This window comes from Pseudomonas sp. B23(2017) (assembly GCF_002113725.1).
In the GTDB taxonomy this organism is placed as follows: Bacteria; Pseudomonadota; Gammaproteobacteria; order Pseudomonadales; family Pseudomonadaceae; genus Aquipseudomonas; species Aquipseudomonas putida_Z.
The window spans coordinates 13,839-28,768 of record NZ_NEJM01000001.1 but is presented as its reverse complement, the minus strand read 5'-3'; the positions used below and the strand labels follow the sequence as shown (position 1 = coordinate 28,768).

The following is a 14,930-nucleotide window of genomic DNA, read 5'->3' as shown; positions in this document are numbered from 1 at the left end:
GAACCCGCTCCCACAGGTACTGCATAAGGCCTGAAGGCAATGCTATCCCTGTGGGAGCGGGTTCACCCGCGAAGAGGCCGGCACAGGCGCCTCAGATCAGGAACTATGCACCGGATCCACCTTGGCTTCCCGGTGATTGGCCCAGTACTGGATCAGCTCTCGCAACTGCGACAGTTCCACCGGTTTGGCCATGTGCCCGTCCATGCCCGCCAGGCGGGCGCGTTCCTTGTGTTCGGCAAGTATGTGCGCGGTCAGCGCCACCACCGGGGTGCGCTGGCGCTGGTTGGCGGCTTCCCAGGCGCGCAGCTGCTGGGTGGCCGAGAAACCGTCCAGTATCGGCATTTCGCAGTCCATCAGCACCAGGTCATAGCGCTGCGCCTTCATCGCCTGCAAGGCCTCTTCGCCATTGCTGGCGGTGTCGGGCTCGAGGTTGAGCTTGCCGAGCATGCCGCGGATCACCTTGGTCGAGATGCTGTTGTCCTCGGCGACCAGCACGCGGAAATCGCCGGGCAGGTCCAGTGCCTGGGGGATGCCGGGCAAACTGGCTGGTATGGCTTGCTCGCGGCCGCGCTGGGCCAGTTCTTCGGCCAGGGTGGTTTTCAGCGTGTAGCCGGCCACCGGCTTGGCGAGGATCCGCTTGACCCCGGCGTTGCGCGCAATGACCTTGCTCGGCGCGTTGCTGATGCCGGTGAGCATCACCACCAGGATGTCGTGGTTCAGGCTCGGGTCTTCCTTGATCTTGGCGGCCAGCTGCATGCCGGTCATGCCTGGCATGTTCTGGTCCAGCAGCACGGCATCGAAGTAGTCGCGCAGGTGGGCCTTGGTGCGCAGCAGGGCCAGGGCTTCCTTGCCCGACGGGACCGCGCTGACGTTCATGCCCCAGGCACTGCACTGCTGTACCAGCACCTTGCGGCAGGTGTCGTTGTCGTCCACCACCAGTACACGAGCATCGCGCAGCGGGCTGTCCAGGTCGGCCGGTGGCTGTTCCAGGCGCGAAGGGTCCAGTGGCAGGGTCAGCCACAGGGTGTTGCCCATGCCGGTGCTGCTCTTGATGCCGAACTCACCCTGCATCAGGCCGATCAGCTGCTTGGCGATGACCAGCCCCAGGTGGCCGCCCAGCTTGTTGCTGGACAGGAAGTGGTGGCTGTGCAACTCGGCCTGCAGCAGGGCTTCGCGGTCAGCGGCGGGCAACGGTTCGCCGCTGTCCTGCACGGCGATGCGCAGGCGCGGTACCTCGCCGCGCTGGTCCAGCGCCACTACCAGCAGGATCTCGCCCTGGTCGGTGTTTTTCAGGGCATTTTCCAGCAGGCTCGACAAGGCCTGGCGCAGGCGCGTCGGGTCGCCGCTGATCACCCGTGGTACCTGCGGCTGAGTGAAGCTGATCAGTTCGATGTTCTGCTGTTCGGCCTTGGCGCGGAAGATGTTCAGGCAATCCTCGATCAGCGCGTTGAGGTCGAACTGCACGTCATCGAGTTCGATCTGCCGGGATTCCAGCTTGGAAATGTCGAGAATCTCGTTGATCAGCGTGAGCAGTTCGTTGCCGGCGCTGTGAATGGTCTGCACGTAGTCGCGCTGCTTGACCGACAGCGGCGTGCCCAGCAGCAGCTCGGTCATGCCCAGCACGCCGTTCATGGGAGTGCGGATTTCGTGGCTGATCTTGGCCAGGAACTCGGCCTTGGCGTTGATTTCGGCATCGCTGGCGGCCAGGGCGCGGCTGGCGCTGAAGCGCTCTTCGCTCATGCGCCGCAGGCGTTCGCTGACTGCCAGGTTGAGCAGCAGGCCGCTGGTCACGGTCAGCCCCAGCAAGATGCACAGCAGCCAGGGCGTCGAGGTACGGGTCAGGCCCAGCAGCGCTGGCAGCAGCACCAGCCCACCGAGGTTGAACACCACCATGGCCAGGCTGAACAGGCGTGCGGGTGCATAGCCCTTGTACCAGTGGTAGCTGCTGACCAGCAGCATGCTCACGCTGCCCAGGGCCATCAGGGCGTAGGTCATCAGGTTCAGGGGCAGGGTGTCGACGAACAGCAGCACCAACCCGCTCAACCCGACCACCAGCATCTCGCCCTGCAGCAGGCGGTTGAGCCGTGGCGAGTTGCATGGCGAGAAGAAATGCTGGGTGAAACACAGCCCGGCCAGGCCGGCCAGGACCAGCGTCAGGTATGCGGCGGGCGTCTGCGCGCTGTGCCACACGTGCCACCAGGGGCCGCTGAGGTTCAGCAGGATCAGGCCGCTGAGCAGCATCAGGCCGTGGTACAGCGCCAGGATCAGGGTGGTGCTGGAGCGGCTGTAGAGGAAGCGGATCAGGTTGTGCATGATCAGCATCACCAGGCCGCCGAACAGCATGCCGAACAGCAGTGGCTGGCGCTGGTCGGAGGCTGCCACGGCCGCAGGCTCCAGGCTGATGGCCGGGCGCAGCTGGTGCTCGGAAACCAGGCGCAGGTAGATATCCAGGGGTTGCTTGCTGTTGGGCAGGGGCAGTACATGGTCGCTGCCACGCAGGGTCGGGCTGGCATTGCCGGCCTGGCGCCCGTGGTGCAGCTGACGCAGAAGCTGGTCGCCCTCGAGGGCGTAGAGGTCCAGGCCAGAAAGGTCTGGGGCGAAAACCCGCAGCAGTTGTTCCTGCTCGCCGGGCTCCAGGCGGTAGTGCAGCCACAGGGCCTGTTCCGCAGGGGCGGCATCCAGGTCGGCGAGTACCAGCGGGCTGAACTGGTTGCGGTAACGCTCGGAGCGCACGTCGCTCAGTTGCAGGTTGGCCTGTTCGTCGAGCAGAACGGCCCAGCCTCCGTCATGTTCGGCCGCAGCCGGGAACATGCAGAGCAAGGTCAGCAAGCTGACGATCAGAGCTGAGGCAATCCGAAGCCGACGCACTACGAAATCCCTTCTTAGCCAAGGTGCCGGGTATTAACTATGCGCGGCGCGCCAAGTCGAAGGCAAGGCCCCTCGGGGCCCTGTCGACGAGCCGGATGCCGCAGGCGCAAGGTGCTGGAGCGCGCTGCGGCAGCCCGGTACAACTTACTGCTGGTGCTCACCGCGCTCGCGGGCGATGGCCCGGTAGCCGATGTCGGTGCGGTAGAAGCTGCCGTTCCAGCTTACTTCCTTGGCCAGGCGGTAAGCCTGCTGCTGCGCGTCGGCAACGGTGCTGCCCATGGCGGTGGCACACAGCACGCGGCCGCCGTTGGTGGTCACCTTGCCATCCTTGAGCGCAGTACCGGCGTGGAACACCTTGCCTTCGATCTTCGCGGCAGCGTCCAGGCCGTTGATCACGTCACCCTTGGCGTAGTCGCCCGGGTAGCCGCCGGCAGCCAGTACCACGCCCAGGCTCGGGCGCGGGTCCCACTGTGCTTCGACCTTGTCCAGCGCCTTGGCGAATGCGGCCTCGACCAGCAGCACCAGGCTCGACTCCAGGCGCAGCATGACTGGCTGGGTCTCAGGGTCGCCGAAGCGGCAGTTGAACTCGATGACCTTGGGGTTGCCCGCCTTGTCGATCATCAGGCCGGCGTAGAGGAAGCCGGTGTAGACGTTGCCTTCCTCGGCCATGCCGCGCACGGTCGGCCAGATCACCTGGTCCATCACGCGCTGGTGCACTTCGGCGGTGACCACCGGGGCAGGGGAGTAGGCACCCATGCCGCCGGTGTTCGGGCCGGTGTCCTGGTCGCCGACGCGCTTGTGGTCCTGGCTGGTGGCCATGGGCAGCACGTTCTGGCCGTCGACCATGACGATGAAGCTGGCTTCCTCGCCGTCGAGGAACTCCTCGATCACCACGCGGGAGCCCGCATCGCCGAAGGCGTTGCCGGCCAGCATGTCACGCACGGCGGCTTCGGCTTCTTCCAGGGTCATGGCGACGATCACGCCCTTGCCCGCGGCCAGGCCGTCGGCCTTGATCACGATCGGCGCGCCTTTTTCCTGCAGGTAGGCCAGCGCCGGCTCGATTTCGGTGAAGTTCTGGTAGTCGGCGGTCGGGATCTTGTGACGCGCCAGGAAGTCCTTGGTGAAGGCCTTGGAGCCTTCCAGCTGGGCCGCGCCCTTGGTCGGACCGAAGCAGTCCAGGCCGCGGCTGCGGAACAGGTCGACCACGCCGATGACCAGCGGTGCTTCCGGGCCGACGATGGTCAGGTCGACGTTCTTCTCGGCGAAGTCAGCCAGTTGCTCCAGGGCGCACACGTCGATGGCGACGTTCTCGCACTTGGCTTCAATGGCGGTGCCGGCGTTGCCCGGGGCAACGAAGACTTTTTCCACGCGTGGGTCCTGGGCGACTTTCCAGGCCAGGGCGTGCTCACGGCCGCCGCTGCCGATGATCAAAACTTTCATGTCAAAACCTCGAATTCTGTCTGGCCGATCCCGCTTCCTGTAGGAGCGGCCTTGTGTCGCGAAAGGGGCGCGTAGCGGCCCCAGGTTTTCAGCTTCGCAGCAGAAATTGCCGGGGCCGCCTTGCGGCCCTATCGCGACACAAGGCCGCTCCTACAAGGGCCGGCGATCGGCCCTGCATCTGTTTAGTGGCGGAAGTGGCGCATACCGGTGAAGACCATGGCGATGCCGGCTTCGTCAGCAGCAGCAATCACCTCGGCATCACGCATCGAACCACCCGGCTGGATCACGGCGCTGATACCCACTTTAGCCGCATTGTCGATGCCATCACGGAACGGGAAGAACGCGTCCGACGCCATGACTGCGCCCTGCACCTGCAGGCCGGCATGCTCGGCCTTGATTGCAGCAATGCGCGCGGAGTTGACGCGGCTCATCTGGCCGGCGCCGACGCCGATGGTCTGGCGCTGCTTGGCGTAGACAATGGCGTTGGACTTGACGAACTTGGCCACTTTCCAGGCGAACACCAGGTCGTGGATCTCTTGCTCGGTCGGCGCGCGCTTGGTGACGATCTTCAGGTCATCGGCAGTGATCATGCCGATATCGCGGCTCTGCACCAGCAGGCCACCGTTGACGCGCTTGAAGTCCCAGCCGGCAGCGCGCTCGGCTGGCCACTCGCCGCATTCCAGCAGGCGTACGTTCTGCTTGGCGGCAACCACGTCGCGGGCAGCCTGGGAGATTTTCGGGGCGATGATCACTTCGACGAACTGGCGGTCGACGATGGCCTTGGCGGTTTCGCCGTCCAGTTCGCGGTTGAAGGCGATGATGCCGCCGAACGCCGACTCGGTGTCGGTGGCATAGGCCAGGTCGTAGGCCTTGCGGATACCGCCTTCGTCTTCAGGTACCACGGCCACGCCGCATGGGTTGGCGTGCTTGACGATGACGCAGGCCGGCTTGACGAAGCTCTTCACGCACTCCAGTGCGGCGTCGGTGTCGGCCACGTTGTTGAACGACAGTTCCTTGCCCTGCAGCTGGATGGCGGTGGAAACGCTGGCTTCGCCTTTTTTCGCTTCCACGTAGAACGCCGCGCTCTGGTGCGGGTTCTCGCCGTAGCGCATTTCCTGGGCCTTGACGAACTGGCTGTTGAAGGTGCGCGGGAATTCGCTGCGGCCTTCAGTGCTCAGGGTCTCTTTGGCCTGATCGATGGTGCCCATGTAGTTGGCGATCATGCCGTCGTAGGCGGCGGTGTGTTCGAACGCCTTGAGCATCAGGTCGAAGCGCTGGGCGTAGGTCAGGCCACCGGCCTTGAGGCCTTCGACGATGCCGGCGTAGTCGCTGGCGTTGACCACGATGGCCACGTCCTTGTGGTTCTTGGCAGCCGAACGGACCATGGTCGGGCCGCCGATGTCGATGTTCTCGATGGCGGTCGGCAGATCACAGCCAGGCTTGGAAATGGTGGCTTCGAACGGGTACAGGTTGACTGCTACCAGGTCGATCGGCTTGATGCCGTGCTCGTTCATGATGGCGTCGTCGGTGCCGCGACGGCCGAGGATGCCACCGTGGATTTTCGGGTGCAGGGTCTTGACCCGGCCATCCATCATTTCGGCGAAGCCGGTGTAGTCGGCCACTTCCACCGCGTTGACGCCGTTGTCCTTGAGCAGCTTGTAGGTGCCGCCGGTGGACAGGATCTCGACACCGAGCTGCTGCAGCTCACGGGCGAATTCGAGGATACCGGTCTTGTCGGAGACGCTGATCAGGGCGCGGCGGACTGGCAGGCGGGTAGTCTGGTCGGTCATTTCGGGTTCCAATAACGCGGTGGAGTCAGCAAAAAAGGCGCCTCTGTTCAGGGAGCCGCCTTTTCTGGTTGGGATTCTGGCTTACAACAAGTCGTACTGCTTGAGCTTCTTGCGCAGGGTGCCTCGGTTCAGCCCGAGCATCTCGCTGGCCTTGGTCTGGTTGCCCTTCACGTAGTTCATCACGCTTTCGAGCAGGGGCGCCTCGACTTCGGAGAGCACCAGGTTGTACACGTCCGTCACGGTCGCGCCTTCCAGGTGGGCGAAGTAGTTGTGCAGCGCCTTCTCGACGCTGTCGCGAAGGGTCTGGCCCTCTTCGCTCGGCGTGTTGAGGTGCTGTTTCAGGTTGGCGTTGTCGCTCACGGGCGTTGTTCCACTCACAAATGTCTCGGTCATCATCGTCATGCGGCCACCCCTTGTCCGTCCTCTGTCTCAAGGCTCTGTCGACGTTCGCTGAAAAACGCGCGAACGTTGGCGCACTGCGCTTGTGTGTCTTCCAAAGCGTTGAACCGGGAGCGAAACTCCTTGCCACCGGGTCGTGTTGCCAGGTACCAGCCAACGTGCTTGCGGGCGATACGTACGCCCATCACATCGCCATAGAAGGCATGCAGCGCGGCCAGGTGCTCCAGCAGGATGCGTTCCACTTCGTCCAGCTGCGGCGCTGGCAGGTGTTCGCCAGTGCGCAGGTAATGCTCGATCTCGCGAAAGATCCATGGCCGCCCCTGGGCGGCCCGGCCGATCAACAGGCCGTCTACCCCGGTGGCGTCCAGCACCGCCCGGGCCTTTTCTGGCGAGGTGATATCGCCGTTGGCAAAAACCGGGATCGACACCGCCTGCTTGATGGAAGCGATGGTGTCGTATTCGGCTTCGCCGGTGTACAGGTCGGCGCGTGTGCGGCCATGCACCGCCAGCGCCTGGATGCCGGCCTGCTCGGCGATCCTCGCCACGTTCAGGCCGTTCTTGTTCGCCCGGTCCCAGCCGGTGCGGATCTTCAGGGTCACCGGGACGTCCACGGCGCCGACCACGGCGTGGAGAATCTCGCTGACCAAGGCTTCATCTCTCAATAAAGCAGAGCCTGCGGCTTTGTTGCAGACTTTTTTTGCCGGGCAGCCCATGTTGATATCAATGATCTGGGCGCCAGCTTCGACGTTGGCCTTTGCCGCCGCTGCCATCATCTGCGCATCACCACCGGCGATCTGTACCGAGCGTGGCTCGGGATCACCTTCATGGATGCGGCGCAGGCTCGACTTGCGGCTGTTCCACAGGCTCATGTCGCTGGAGACCATTTCCGACACCACCATGCCGGCGCCCAGGCGCTGGCAAAGTGTACGGAAAGGCTGGTCCGTGACCCCGGCCATGGGCGCGAGGATCAGGTTGTTACGTAGTGTGTATGGGCCGATGCGTACCGCCGACATAGGTGATCCCTGTTGTGGGGCCGAATCTTGGAGTTCGAAAAAGGGTTGGCATGATACCCGCTCTCGGTGACCGGATAAAGATGGATTTGGATAAAATCTGAACAGTTGTCGGCTTATGACATTTGGTATGGGGGGAGGATCCAGGACCTTGCGCGGCCCCTGTGGGAGCGGGCGTGCCCGCGAAGCAGGCGGCGCAATGGATGGCACGGGCTTCGCCCGTGTTCGCGGGCACGCCCGCTCCCACAGGGTTGGTGGTTATTCCGGCGAGCGGAAGCTCAGGCTGTAATTGACGGCCTTCGGCCCCGGGTCGAGGATGTCCAGGGCGATGTGGATCGGGGTCTGGCTGGGCATTTCGCCGCGCCCGGCCAGTTCGCCAGACAGGTATTCGCTGGGCTTGAAGCGCCGGCTGGCGATCAGCTGGCCATTGAGGTCGGCGAAGCGCAGTTCCAGCAGCGGGAACGGCTGGGCGAACGGCGCGCGGTTGTAGATGATCGCATCGACGATCAGTGCGCCCTTGAAGTCCGGGTGGCTGCGTACCACCAGGTTGCTGCTCTTGATTCGGGCGATATCGACGCGGGTCGGCACTTCGCAGCCGACCAACGGGCAGACTTGCTGGAAGAGCGGCCGGTACTGGTCCTGGCGGGCCATTTCGTCGAAGTGGAACCACACGTACTGGAACGCCAGCAAGCCAGCGGCCAGCAGGGTCAGGAAGCCCCACAGCAGGCGCTTGCCCCAGTTGGGTGCGGGTTTTTCCCAGCCCAGTTGCAGCGGGTCGTCGACCACGTCGACCAGCGGCTCCTTGCGCGCCGGGCGCTCGGCTTTGCCGGCAAGGCCTGGTTCCAGGCGTTCGCCGGGCAGCGGCTCGACAGGCTCGTCATCGCGCGCCGACAGGTGCAGCTCCAGCGGCTCGTCGTCGCGGGCGCTCAGGCCCTGTTCCGGGGCTTCATCATCGCTGGCACGCAGCGGTTCGTTGAATTCGGGGTGGTCATCGATTTCGGCGGCACGGTGTACCGGCGGCTCGTCGTCGATGTCCAGGTCCAGATTGCCACCTAACGTCGGCTCGGTACGCTCGCCAGGGGCGGGCTCCAGGTCCAGCTCCAAGGGCTCCGGCTCCCGCAGCACGGGCGCGGTTTCTACCGCCGGTTGCGGTTCGAACGGTTCGTCGGTAGCCGTACCGAACAGGTCGTCGGCATGTTCGTCCGGGTGCAGTTCGTCACGCCGCGCCTGCAGGCCGTCATCCTGGCTGGCCGGGCGAGCCGTGGCCGGTTGGCCGCGGCGCTCCAGGCGCTCCAGTTCCATGTCGAGGTCGAGCGCGTCCAGCGCCTGGCTGGTGAGTGCCCAGTCCTCGTCCGGGGTGGTGCCGGGTTCGCTGGCGACAGGCTCGGGTGCGATCACCGGTTCGGCCAGCGGCTCGGCAGGGGCGGCAGGCATCGGTGCCGGCACCGCAGGTGCGCTGGCTCCGCCGGCGCGGTTCTGCTCCAGCAGCTGCTTGGCGGCGTTGAACACCTGCAGGCAGTGGCCGCAGCGCACTACACCGCGGGCCACGCTCAACTGGTGGTGGGTGACGCGAAAGCTGGTCTGGCAATGCGGGCACTGGGTGACGAAACTGTCGGTCATGCGGCAATCCGGGAGCTGTGCAGAAAAGTATTCTAGGCCCGCTTAACGGCGGCGACCACTGATGCGCACCCAGCCGTCGCGCACGACGATCGGGTCCAGCTCGAAGTCGGCGGCATAGGCCGCGGCCACTTCCTCACCCTGCTCGGCGAGGATGCCCGACAGCGCCAGCAGGCCACCTGGGCGGACCAGGCCGGACAGTTGCGGTGCCAGCGACACCAGCGGGCCGGCGAGGATGTTGGCGACCAGCACGTCGGCCTGCATGGCCGGCATGTGCTCGGGCAGGTACAGCGCCAGCTTCTCATCGGCGATGCCGTTGCGCTGGGCGTTGTCGCGCGAAGCCTCGATGGCCTGCACGTCGATGTCGGTACCAACCGCCTCACGGGCGCCCAGCAGCAGCGCGGCGATGGCCAGAATGCCCGAGCCGCAGCCGAAGTCCAGTACCTGGGTGCCTTCGAGTTGCTGACCGTCGAGCCATTCCAGGCACAGGGCGGTGGTCGGGTGGGTGCCGGTGCCGAATGCCAGGCCCGGGTCGAGCAGCAGGTTCACCGCGTCCTGTTCCGGGGCCTCGTGCCAGCTGGGCACGATCCACAGGCGGCGGCCGAAGCGCATCGGCTGGAAGTTGTCCATCCAGCTGCGTTCCCAGTCCTGGTCCTCGATCACCTCGGCCTGGTGCTCGGGCAGCTCGGCAGCGGTCAGCAGGCGCAGGTGGGCGAATACCTGCTCAGGGTCGGCATCGGCCTCGAACAGGGCCAGCAGGTGGGTGTGCGACCACAGCGGGGTGGTGTTGAGGTCTGGCTCGAAGATCGGTTGATCCTCGGCGTCCATGAACGTGACCGAGACGGCACCCACTTCGAGCAGGGCATCTTCGTAGGTTTCGGCTTGTTCCGGGCTGATGGCCAGGCGTACTTGCAGCCAGGGCATGGCGGGCACCTTTGGTAAATCGACAGGGGCAGCCCTAGGCTGCGCGAAGGCTGGCAGTTTACGCGAGTGCGGTGGGTTTGTAGAGGAGGCCAGGCACGGACATGGTTGGGGCTACTGCCTTGCACAACATTGAAATCCTGGCATGCACCCTGTGGGAGCGGGCGCGCCCGCGAACACGGGCGAAGCCCGTGCCATCCACCGCGGTGCTTGCTTCGCGGGCTTGCCCGCCCCCACAGAAACTGTGGTGCATCAGACAAAACAGAGGGAAAGCGACTCAGCTCTATAAGCAGGTTTCTCTTCTCCCTCGATCTCCAGCGTGGCAATCGCCTTGAGCAACCATTGCCCAGGCTTCTTCTCGGTCACCTCGGCCAGGTCCACCTTCAGCCGCACCTGGCTGTCGACCTTGACCGGCTGGATGAACCGCACGCTGTCCAGTCCGTAGTTCACCACCATCTTCAGCCCTTCCGGCAGGACCAGGATGTCCTCGATCAGCTTGGGAATCAGCGACAACGTCAGGAAACCGTGAGCGATCGTGCTGCCAAACGGAGTTTTCGCCGCCTTTTCCGGGTCGACATGGATGAACTGGAAATCGCCCGTGGCTTCGGCGAACAGGTTGATGCGCTGCTGGTCGATCTTCAGCCAGGCCGAGTGGCCCAGTTCCTTACCAACGTACTGCGAAAGCTCTGTAACCGGTACATGGGGCATCGCGGACTCTCCAGGTTGTCAGTTGGTACGAAAGTGCAAGATCAGCACGGCGAACCGTTTCAGTCAAGTTGCGCGCTTTTCGACGAATATCGGTATATGGCGGCACGTGCTTATAATGGCGGCCATGCCCGAGGGAGATGCTTATGCTGTTGCGTGGTTTGACCTGGCTGGTGCTGTTCCAGCTGCTGGGGACGGCAATCAACCACCTGTTGGTGCCGTTTTTGCCGGGGCCGATCATCGGCCTGTTGCTGCTGTTGTTCTTCCTCATGGCCCGTGGTGAGGTGGGCAAGCCGCTGAACGAGGCTGCCAGCAGCCTGCTGCGCTACCTGCCGCTGTTGCTGGTGCCGCCAGCGGTGGGGGTGATGGTGTATGCCAGGGATATCGCCGCCGACTTCTGGGCCATTGCCGGTGCCTTGCTGATCTCCTGCCTGGTGACCCTGGTGTTCGTCGGCGTGTTGATGCAAAAGCTCATCCACCGCCAGGGCCGGCGCGAGGAGCAGCCATGATGCTCGACTGGCAAGGCGCACTGGATGCGGTCGTTCATCATCCCTTGTTCGGTATCGGCATCACGCTTGGGGCCTACCAGGTGGTGCTGGCGGCCTATGAGAAGACCCGCTGGATCTTCCTGCAGCCGGTACTGGTGTCGATGCTGCTGGTGATCGGCGTGTTGCTGGTGTGTGGCATCGACTACAGCGAATACCGCAAGAGCACTGAAATCATGAACATCCTGCTGGGGCCTGCCACCGTGGCCCTGGCCGTGCCGCTCTACCTCAACCTGCGACGTATCCGGCAGCTGTTCTGGCCCACATTTACTACGCTGGTAGTCGGAGGCCTGTTCGCCACGCTGTGCTGCCTGTTGCTGGGCTGGTGGTTCGGTGCCGAGCACATGATCCTGATGACCATGGCGCCGAAATCGGTGACCTCGCCGATCGCCATGCTGGTGGCCGAGCAGATTGGCGGCGTGGCGGCCCTGGCGGCGGTGTTCGTGCTGATTACCGGGGTGATCGGGGCAATCTTCGGCCCGGCGCTGCTGAGCCGTTTTGGCGTGCATAGCCCCGAGGCGCGCGGCATGTCTCTGGGCGTGACCGCGCACGCGGTGGGCACTTCGGTGGCCCTGCAGGAAAGTGACGAATGCGGCGCCTTTGCCGCGCTGGCGATGAGCCTGATGGGGGTGGCCACGGCGGTGTTCCTGCCGCTGGCGGTCAGCCTGGTGGCTTGAGGACTTGTGATGACGCTACCGCTGTTTCCCCTCAATACCGTGCTGTTTCCTGGTTGTTTCCTCGATTTGCAGATTTTCGAGGCACGCTACCTGGACATGATCGGGCGCTGCATGAAACGGGGCGAAGGTTTTGGTGTGGTGTGCATCCTGGAAGGCGAGCAGGTCGGCAAGGCGCCGCCGGTGGTTGCCTCGATCGGCTGCGAGGCGGTGATCCGTGACTTCGTGCAGCAGGATAACGGCTTGCTGGGGATCCGCGTCGAAGGTGTGCGGCGCTTCAGCCTGGACAGTACCGAGGTGCAGAAGGACCAGTTGCTGGTGGGGCAGGTGCAATGGCTGCCGGAGCAGGCGGACAGCCCGTTGCTCGAGGCGGACGAAGACCTGCTGGCGTTGCTGGTGGCCCTGGGCGAACACCCGATGGTCGAAGCCCTGGACATGCCGCGCCCGGTGGACGGGCGCCAGGCGTTGGCCAACCAGCTGGCGTACCTGCTGCCGTTCATGGAGGAGGACAAGCTGGATCTGCTGACCCTCGACTCGCCACAGGAGCGGTTGGGGGAAATCCAGAAGCTGCTGGAGCGGATTCAGGGTGAATTGTTTGCCTGATAGTGATGTGTTGCCAGTGCCGGCCTTTTCGCGGGTAAACCCGCTCCCACAGAGATAGCGCCGTTCTCAGGCTTGATGCAGTACCTGTGGGAGCGGGTTTACCCGCGAAGAGGCCGGTACAGGCGGTATCAATATTGATACCGCAGCAAAGCCTGCGGCAGCGCATGCATGGCAAAGAACGCCAGCAATGCGACACACGCCGGCAACACCAGCCACCACACCCGCAGCGGCAAGGCCGGCAGGGTCTGGTGACGCTGCACCAGTGCCAGGCTGAGCGCGCACACACAGCACGCCAGCAAGGCCCCGGCGAGGATGTCGGTCGGCCAGTGCGCCCCCAGGTACACCCGTGACAAGGCAATCGCCAGCGCTGGAATACAGCCCAGCATCACCCAGGTCAGGCGCATCCGCGGCGGTTGCCCGCGCCCGGCCAGCACCGCCATCACCAGAAAGAACGCAAACGACGCCGAACTGTGCCCGCTGGGCATGCTGTAGCTGGTCAGCGGGTCACTCAGCACTTCCGGGCGGGCCCGGGCGAACAGCCACTTCAGCGCGCCGTTGGCAAGCGCCGTACCCATCAGCGCGCCCGCAGCGAACATGGCATGCCGCCACTGCCGGGCAAGCAGCAGCAGGCCCGTCAGCAGGCCGCCGAGGAACAACTGGGTGCGGAAATCGCCCAGCCTGGTCACCAGCACCACGGCGCCATCGATGGCCTGGCTGCGGTGTTCCTGCACCAGTGTCATCACGCCCTGGTCGAATTCGTGCAGGTAGGGCCAGCCGAGGAAGACCCCGGCCAAGGCCAGGAAACTCATGCCGGCGATCAGCCGGGTGCCGTGACGTTGATCGCGAATGCTGGTGTTCAGGCTCAGCCCGATGATGACAGCCAGGGTGCCGGCGATGATCCCGGCATCCAGCCAGAAGCCTTCCGGCAAGGGCAGGCGCATGGCCGCGCCGGTAGCCCAGCCGGGCAGCAGGTAGGCCACCGCCCAGCCGGCACCGGCCACAAGGCTGACGGCGATGAAGCGCGGCAGTGGCATGTCGAACATGCCGGCGACCATCGGCAGCATTGGCCGCAGCGGCCCGATGAAGCGCCCTACCAGCAGGCTGGCGATGCCGTAGCGCTGGAAGTAGGCCTCGGCACTGCCGATCCATTCCGGATGGTGGCGCAGCAGGGGCAGGCGGCGGATATTCTGATGGAAGTACTTGCCCACCGTGTACGACAAGGCATCGCCCACCAGGCCGCCGAGAAAGCCCAGCAGCAGCGTTTCGCCCAGGCTGAAGGCGCCGCTGCCGGCCAGTACCGCGACCGCGAACAGCAACACGGTGCCTGGCACGATGATGCCGGCAATGGCCAGGCACTCGATGCAGGCCACCAGGAAAATTGCCAGGCCAAGCCACTGCGGGTTGGCGCTGAGCCAGCCGGTCAGGCTGTCGAGCCATTGGCCCATGGTTCAGCTTCCTTGTTCGAGAATGAAGAAGTCGCGGCCTTCGACTTGGCCACGACGTAACGGGTTCCGCGTGCAGAAACGGGCGTATTCGGCATCGACGAAACGGTAGGGCAGATGCTCGTCGCGGCCATGCGGAATGCCCAGGCGGGCGGCCTGGATCACCCGTGGCACGGTGTTGCCGCAATCCTCCACGTACAGGCGCTCGGCGTCGAAACGCTGGGCGTCCCAGTGTGGCACCTTCAGGCCCAGGGCCCGGCACAGCAAGGTCTGGCCGGCGCACAGGCGCTCGGCCGGGCGGAGGTTGCCGCTGGCATCGGGGTTGTTCAGTTGCATCTGTGCCAGGCTGTTCGGCCCCGAGCGGGCGTCCTGCCAAGGATAGGCCGACTTGATCAGCACCGCGTTACCCGGCCCGTGGGCGCTGAAGTTCAGCGAGTCGCCGCCGCGCGCGTAGTACATATAGATGTGCCCGCCATCGAGGAACAACGCCTTGCGTTTCTCGGTGTAGCCGAGCGAGGCGTGGCTGCCTTTGTCGGTGAGGTAGTAGGCCTCGGTCTCGATGATGCGCGCGGCCAGCCACAGATCGCCGTGGCGATGGCGGATGACCTTGCCCAGCAGGGCCTTGGCCAGGGTCTGGGCGTCGCGGTCGAAAAAGCTGTCGGGCAAGGCTGGCATGCGGGCGGTTCGCGGTTGGGAAGGCGGGGATGATAGCAATGAATGGCTTAATCGAGGCTGAATCGAGTGGGATGTTGGCAGTGCCGGCCTCTTCGCGGGTAAACCCGCTCCCACAGGTACCTCGGAGGTCCCAGCCCTTGTGTAATCCCTGTGGGAGCGGGTTTACCCGCGAAAGGGCCATAACAGGAGATAGAAATTTCGATAAGCCCGGTTACATCTTTCCTACACAATGCCCCCAGCC

13 protein-coding genes are annotated in these 14,930 nt (G+C 64.6%); 3 read left to right on the top strand and 10 right to left on the bottom strand.

Annotated elements, in window-relative coordinates:
- Nucleotides 1-96: 96 nt before the first annotated feature.
- The 8 genes from CAG46_RS00135 to CAG46_RS00100 all read right to left on the bottom strand — a co-directional run bounded on the left by CAG46_RS00135 (nucleotide 97) and on the right by CAG46_RS00100 (nucleotide 10,753).
- Nucleotides 97-2,868 carry a hybrid sensor histidine kinase/response regulator gene (locus tag CAG46_RS00135; RefSeq protein ID WP_085614796.1) on the bottom strand — a complete coding sequence of 924 codons (2,772 nt, stop codon included), beginning with the start codon at nucleotides 2,866-2,868 and terminating at the stop codon, nucleotides 97-99.
- A 144-nt stretch (nucleotides 2,869-3,012) separates the two neighbouring features.
- Nucleotides 3,013-4,308 (bottom strand): phosphoribosylamine--glycine ligase, encoded by a 1,296-nt coding sequence (purD, locus tag CAG46_RS00130; RefSeq protein WP_075046492.1) that lies wholly within the window; start codon nucleotides 4,306-4,308, stop codon nucleotides 3,013-3,015.
- A gap of 182 nt (nucleotides 4,309-4,490) precedes the next feature.
- Nucleotides 4,491-6,098 (bottom strand): bifunctional phosphoribosylaminoimidazolecarboxamide formyltransferase/IMP cyclohydrolase, encoded by a 1,608-nt coding sequence (gene purH / locus CAG46_RS00125; protein WP_063911866.1) that lies wholly within the window; start codon nucleotides 6,096-6,098, stop codon nucleotides 4,491-4,493.
- An 81-nt stretch (nucleotides 6,099-6,179) separates the two neighbouring features.
- Nucleotides 6,180-6,500 (bottom strand): DNA-binding transcriptional regulator Fis, encoded by a 321-nt coding sequence (fis, locus tag CAG46_RS00120; protein ID WP_012274390.1) that lies wholly within the window; start codon nucleotides 6,498-6,500, stop codon nucleotides 6,180-6,182.
- On the bottom strand, nucleotides 6,497-7,510 hold the full coding sequence (gene dusB / locus CAG46_RS00115) for a tRNA dihydrouridine synthase DusB (protein ID WP_085614798.1): 1,014 nt from the start codon (nucleotides 7,508-7,510) through the stop codon (nucleotides 6,497-6,499). The genes fis and dusB overlap by 4 nt, the downstream gene beginning before the upstream one ends.
- A gap of 255 nt (nucleotides 7,511-7,765) precedes the next feature.
- Complete coding sequence (locus CAG46_RS00110; RefSeq protein WP_085614800.1) at nucleotides 7,766-9,127, bottom strand: DUF3426 domain-containing protein; 1,362 nt, start codon at nucleotides 9,125-9,127, stop codon at nucleotides 7,766-7,768.
- Nucleotides 9,128-9,169: 42 nt separating this feature from the next.
- The gene (gene prmA / locus CAG46_RS00105; RefSeq protein ID WP_075046488.1) at nucleotides 9,170-10,048 is read right to left on the bottom strand and encodes a 50S ribosomal protein L11 methyltransferase; all 879 of its coding nucleotides are present in this window, start codon (nucleotides 10,046-10,048) and stop codon (nucleotides 9,170-9,172) included.
- Nucleotides 10,049-10,297: 249 nt separating this feature from the next.
- The gene (locus tag CAG46_RS00100; RefSeq protein ID WP_085614802.1) at nucleotides 10,298-10,753 is read right to left on the bottom strand and encodes a MaoC family dehydratase; all 456 of its coding nucleotides are present in this window, start codon (nucleotides 10,751-10,753) and stop codon (nucleotides 10,298-10,300) included.
- Nucleotides 10,754-10,896: 143 nt separating this feature from the next.
- Here CAG46_RS00100 and CAG46_RS00095 point away from each other — a divergent pair, with 143 nt between their 5' ends.
- The 3 genes from CAG46_RS00095 to CAG46_RS00085 are packed head-to-tail and all read left to right on the top strand — an operon-like array spanning nucleotide 10,897 to nucleotide 12,572.
- Nucleotides 10,897-11,259 (top strand): CidA/LrgA family protein, encoded by a 363-nt coding sequence (locus CAG46_RS00095; RefSeq protein WP_084785276.1) that lies wholly within the window; start codon nucleotides 10,897-10,899, stop codon nucleotides 11,257-11,259.
- Entirely contained in the window at nucleotides 11,256-11,972 is a 717-nt protein-coding gene (locus CAG46_RS00090) for an LrgB family protein (protein ID WP_013974365.1), read from the top strand. The genes CAG46_RS00095 and CAG46_RS00090 overlap by 4 nt, the downstream gene beginning before the upstream one ends.
- A 9-nt stretch (nucleotides 11,973-11,981) precedes the next feature.
- On the top strand, nucleotides 11,982-12,572 hold the full coding sequence (locus CAG46_RS00085; RefSeq protein ID WP_085614804.1) for an LON peptidase substrate-binding domain-containing protein: 591 nt from the start codon (nucleotides 11,982-11,984) through the stop codon (nucleotides 12,570-12,572).
- Between the two features lie 128 nt (nucleotides 12,573-12,700).
- Here CAG46_RS00085 and CAG46_RS00080 read toward each other — a convergent pair whose 3' ends face one another.
- Nucleotides 12,701-14,017: a bifunctional DedA family/phosphatase PAP2 family protein gene (locus CAG46_RS00080; RefSeq protein ID WP_085614806.1), complete on the bottom strand. Its 1,317-nt coding sequence runs from the start codon at nucleotides 14,015-14,017 to the stop codon at nucleotides 12,701-12,703.
- A gap of 3 nt (nucleotides 14,018-14,020) precedes the next feature.
- Complete coding sequence (locus CAG46_RS00075) at nucleotides 14,021-14,689, bottom strand: DNA-3-methyladenine glycosylase (protein ID WP_085614808.1); 669 nt, start codon at nucleotides 14,687-14,689, stop codon at nucleotides 14,021-14,023.
- Nucleotides 14,690-14,930 lie beyond the last annotated feature (241 nt).

What these genes read in the sequence shown, in the direction of transcription:
- purD (WP_075046492.1), bottom strand. Translation starts at nt 4,308, where the DNA reads ATGAAAGTTTTGATCATCGGCAGCGGCGGCCGTGAGCACGCCCTGGCC.
- purH (WP_063911866.1), bottom strand. Translation starts at nt 6,098, where the DNA reads ATGACCGACCAGACTACCCGCCTGCCAGTCCGCCGCGCCCTGATCAGC.
- fis (WP_012274390.1), bottom strand. Translation starts at nt 6,500, where the DNA reads ATGACGATGATGACCGAGACATTTGTGAGTGGAACAACGCCCGTGAGC.
- dusB (WP_085614798.1), bottom strand. Translation starts at nt 7,510, where the DNA reads ATGTCGGCGGTACGCATCGGCCCATACACACTACGTAACAACCTGATC.
- CAG46_RS00110 (WP_085614800.1), bottom strand. Translation starts at nt 9,127, where the DNA reads ATGACCGACAGTTTCGTCACCCAGTGCCCGCATTGCCAGACCAGCTTT.
- prmA (WP_075046488.1), bottom strand. Translation starts at nt 10,048, where the DNA reads ATGCCCTGGCTGCAAGTACGCCTGGCCATCAGCCCGGAACAAGCCGAA.
- CAG46_RS00100 (WP_085614802.1), bottom strand. Translation starts at nt 10,753, where the DNA reads ATGCCCCATGTACCGGTTACAGAGCTTTCGCAGTACGTTGGTAAGGAA.
- CAG46_RS00095 (WP_084785276.1), top strand. Translation starts at nt 10,897, where the DNA reads ATGCTGTTGCGTGGTTTGACCTGGCTGGTGCTGTTCCAGCTGCTGGGG.
- CAG46_RS00090 (WP_013974365.1), top strand. Translation starts at nt 11,256, where the DNA reads ATGATGCTCGACTGGCAAGGCGCACTGGATGCGGTCGTTCATCATCCC.
- CAG46_RS00085 (WP_085614804.1), top strand. Translation starts at nt 11,982, where the DNA reads ATGACGCTACCGCTGTTTCCCCTCAATACCGTGCTGTTTCCTGGTTGT.
- CAG46_RS00080 (WP_085614806.1), bottom strand. Translation starts at nt 14,017, where the DNA reads ATGGGCCAATGGCTCGACAGCCTGACCGGCTGGCTCAGCGCCAACCCG.
- CAG46_RS00075 (WP_085614808.1), bottom strand. Translation starts at nt 14,689, where the DNA reads ATGCCAGCCTTGCCCGACAGCTTTTTCGACCGCGACGCCCAGACCCTG.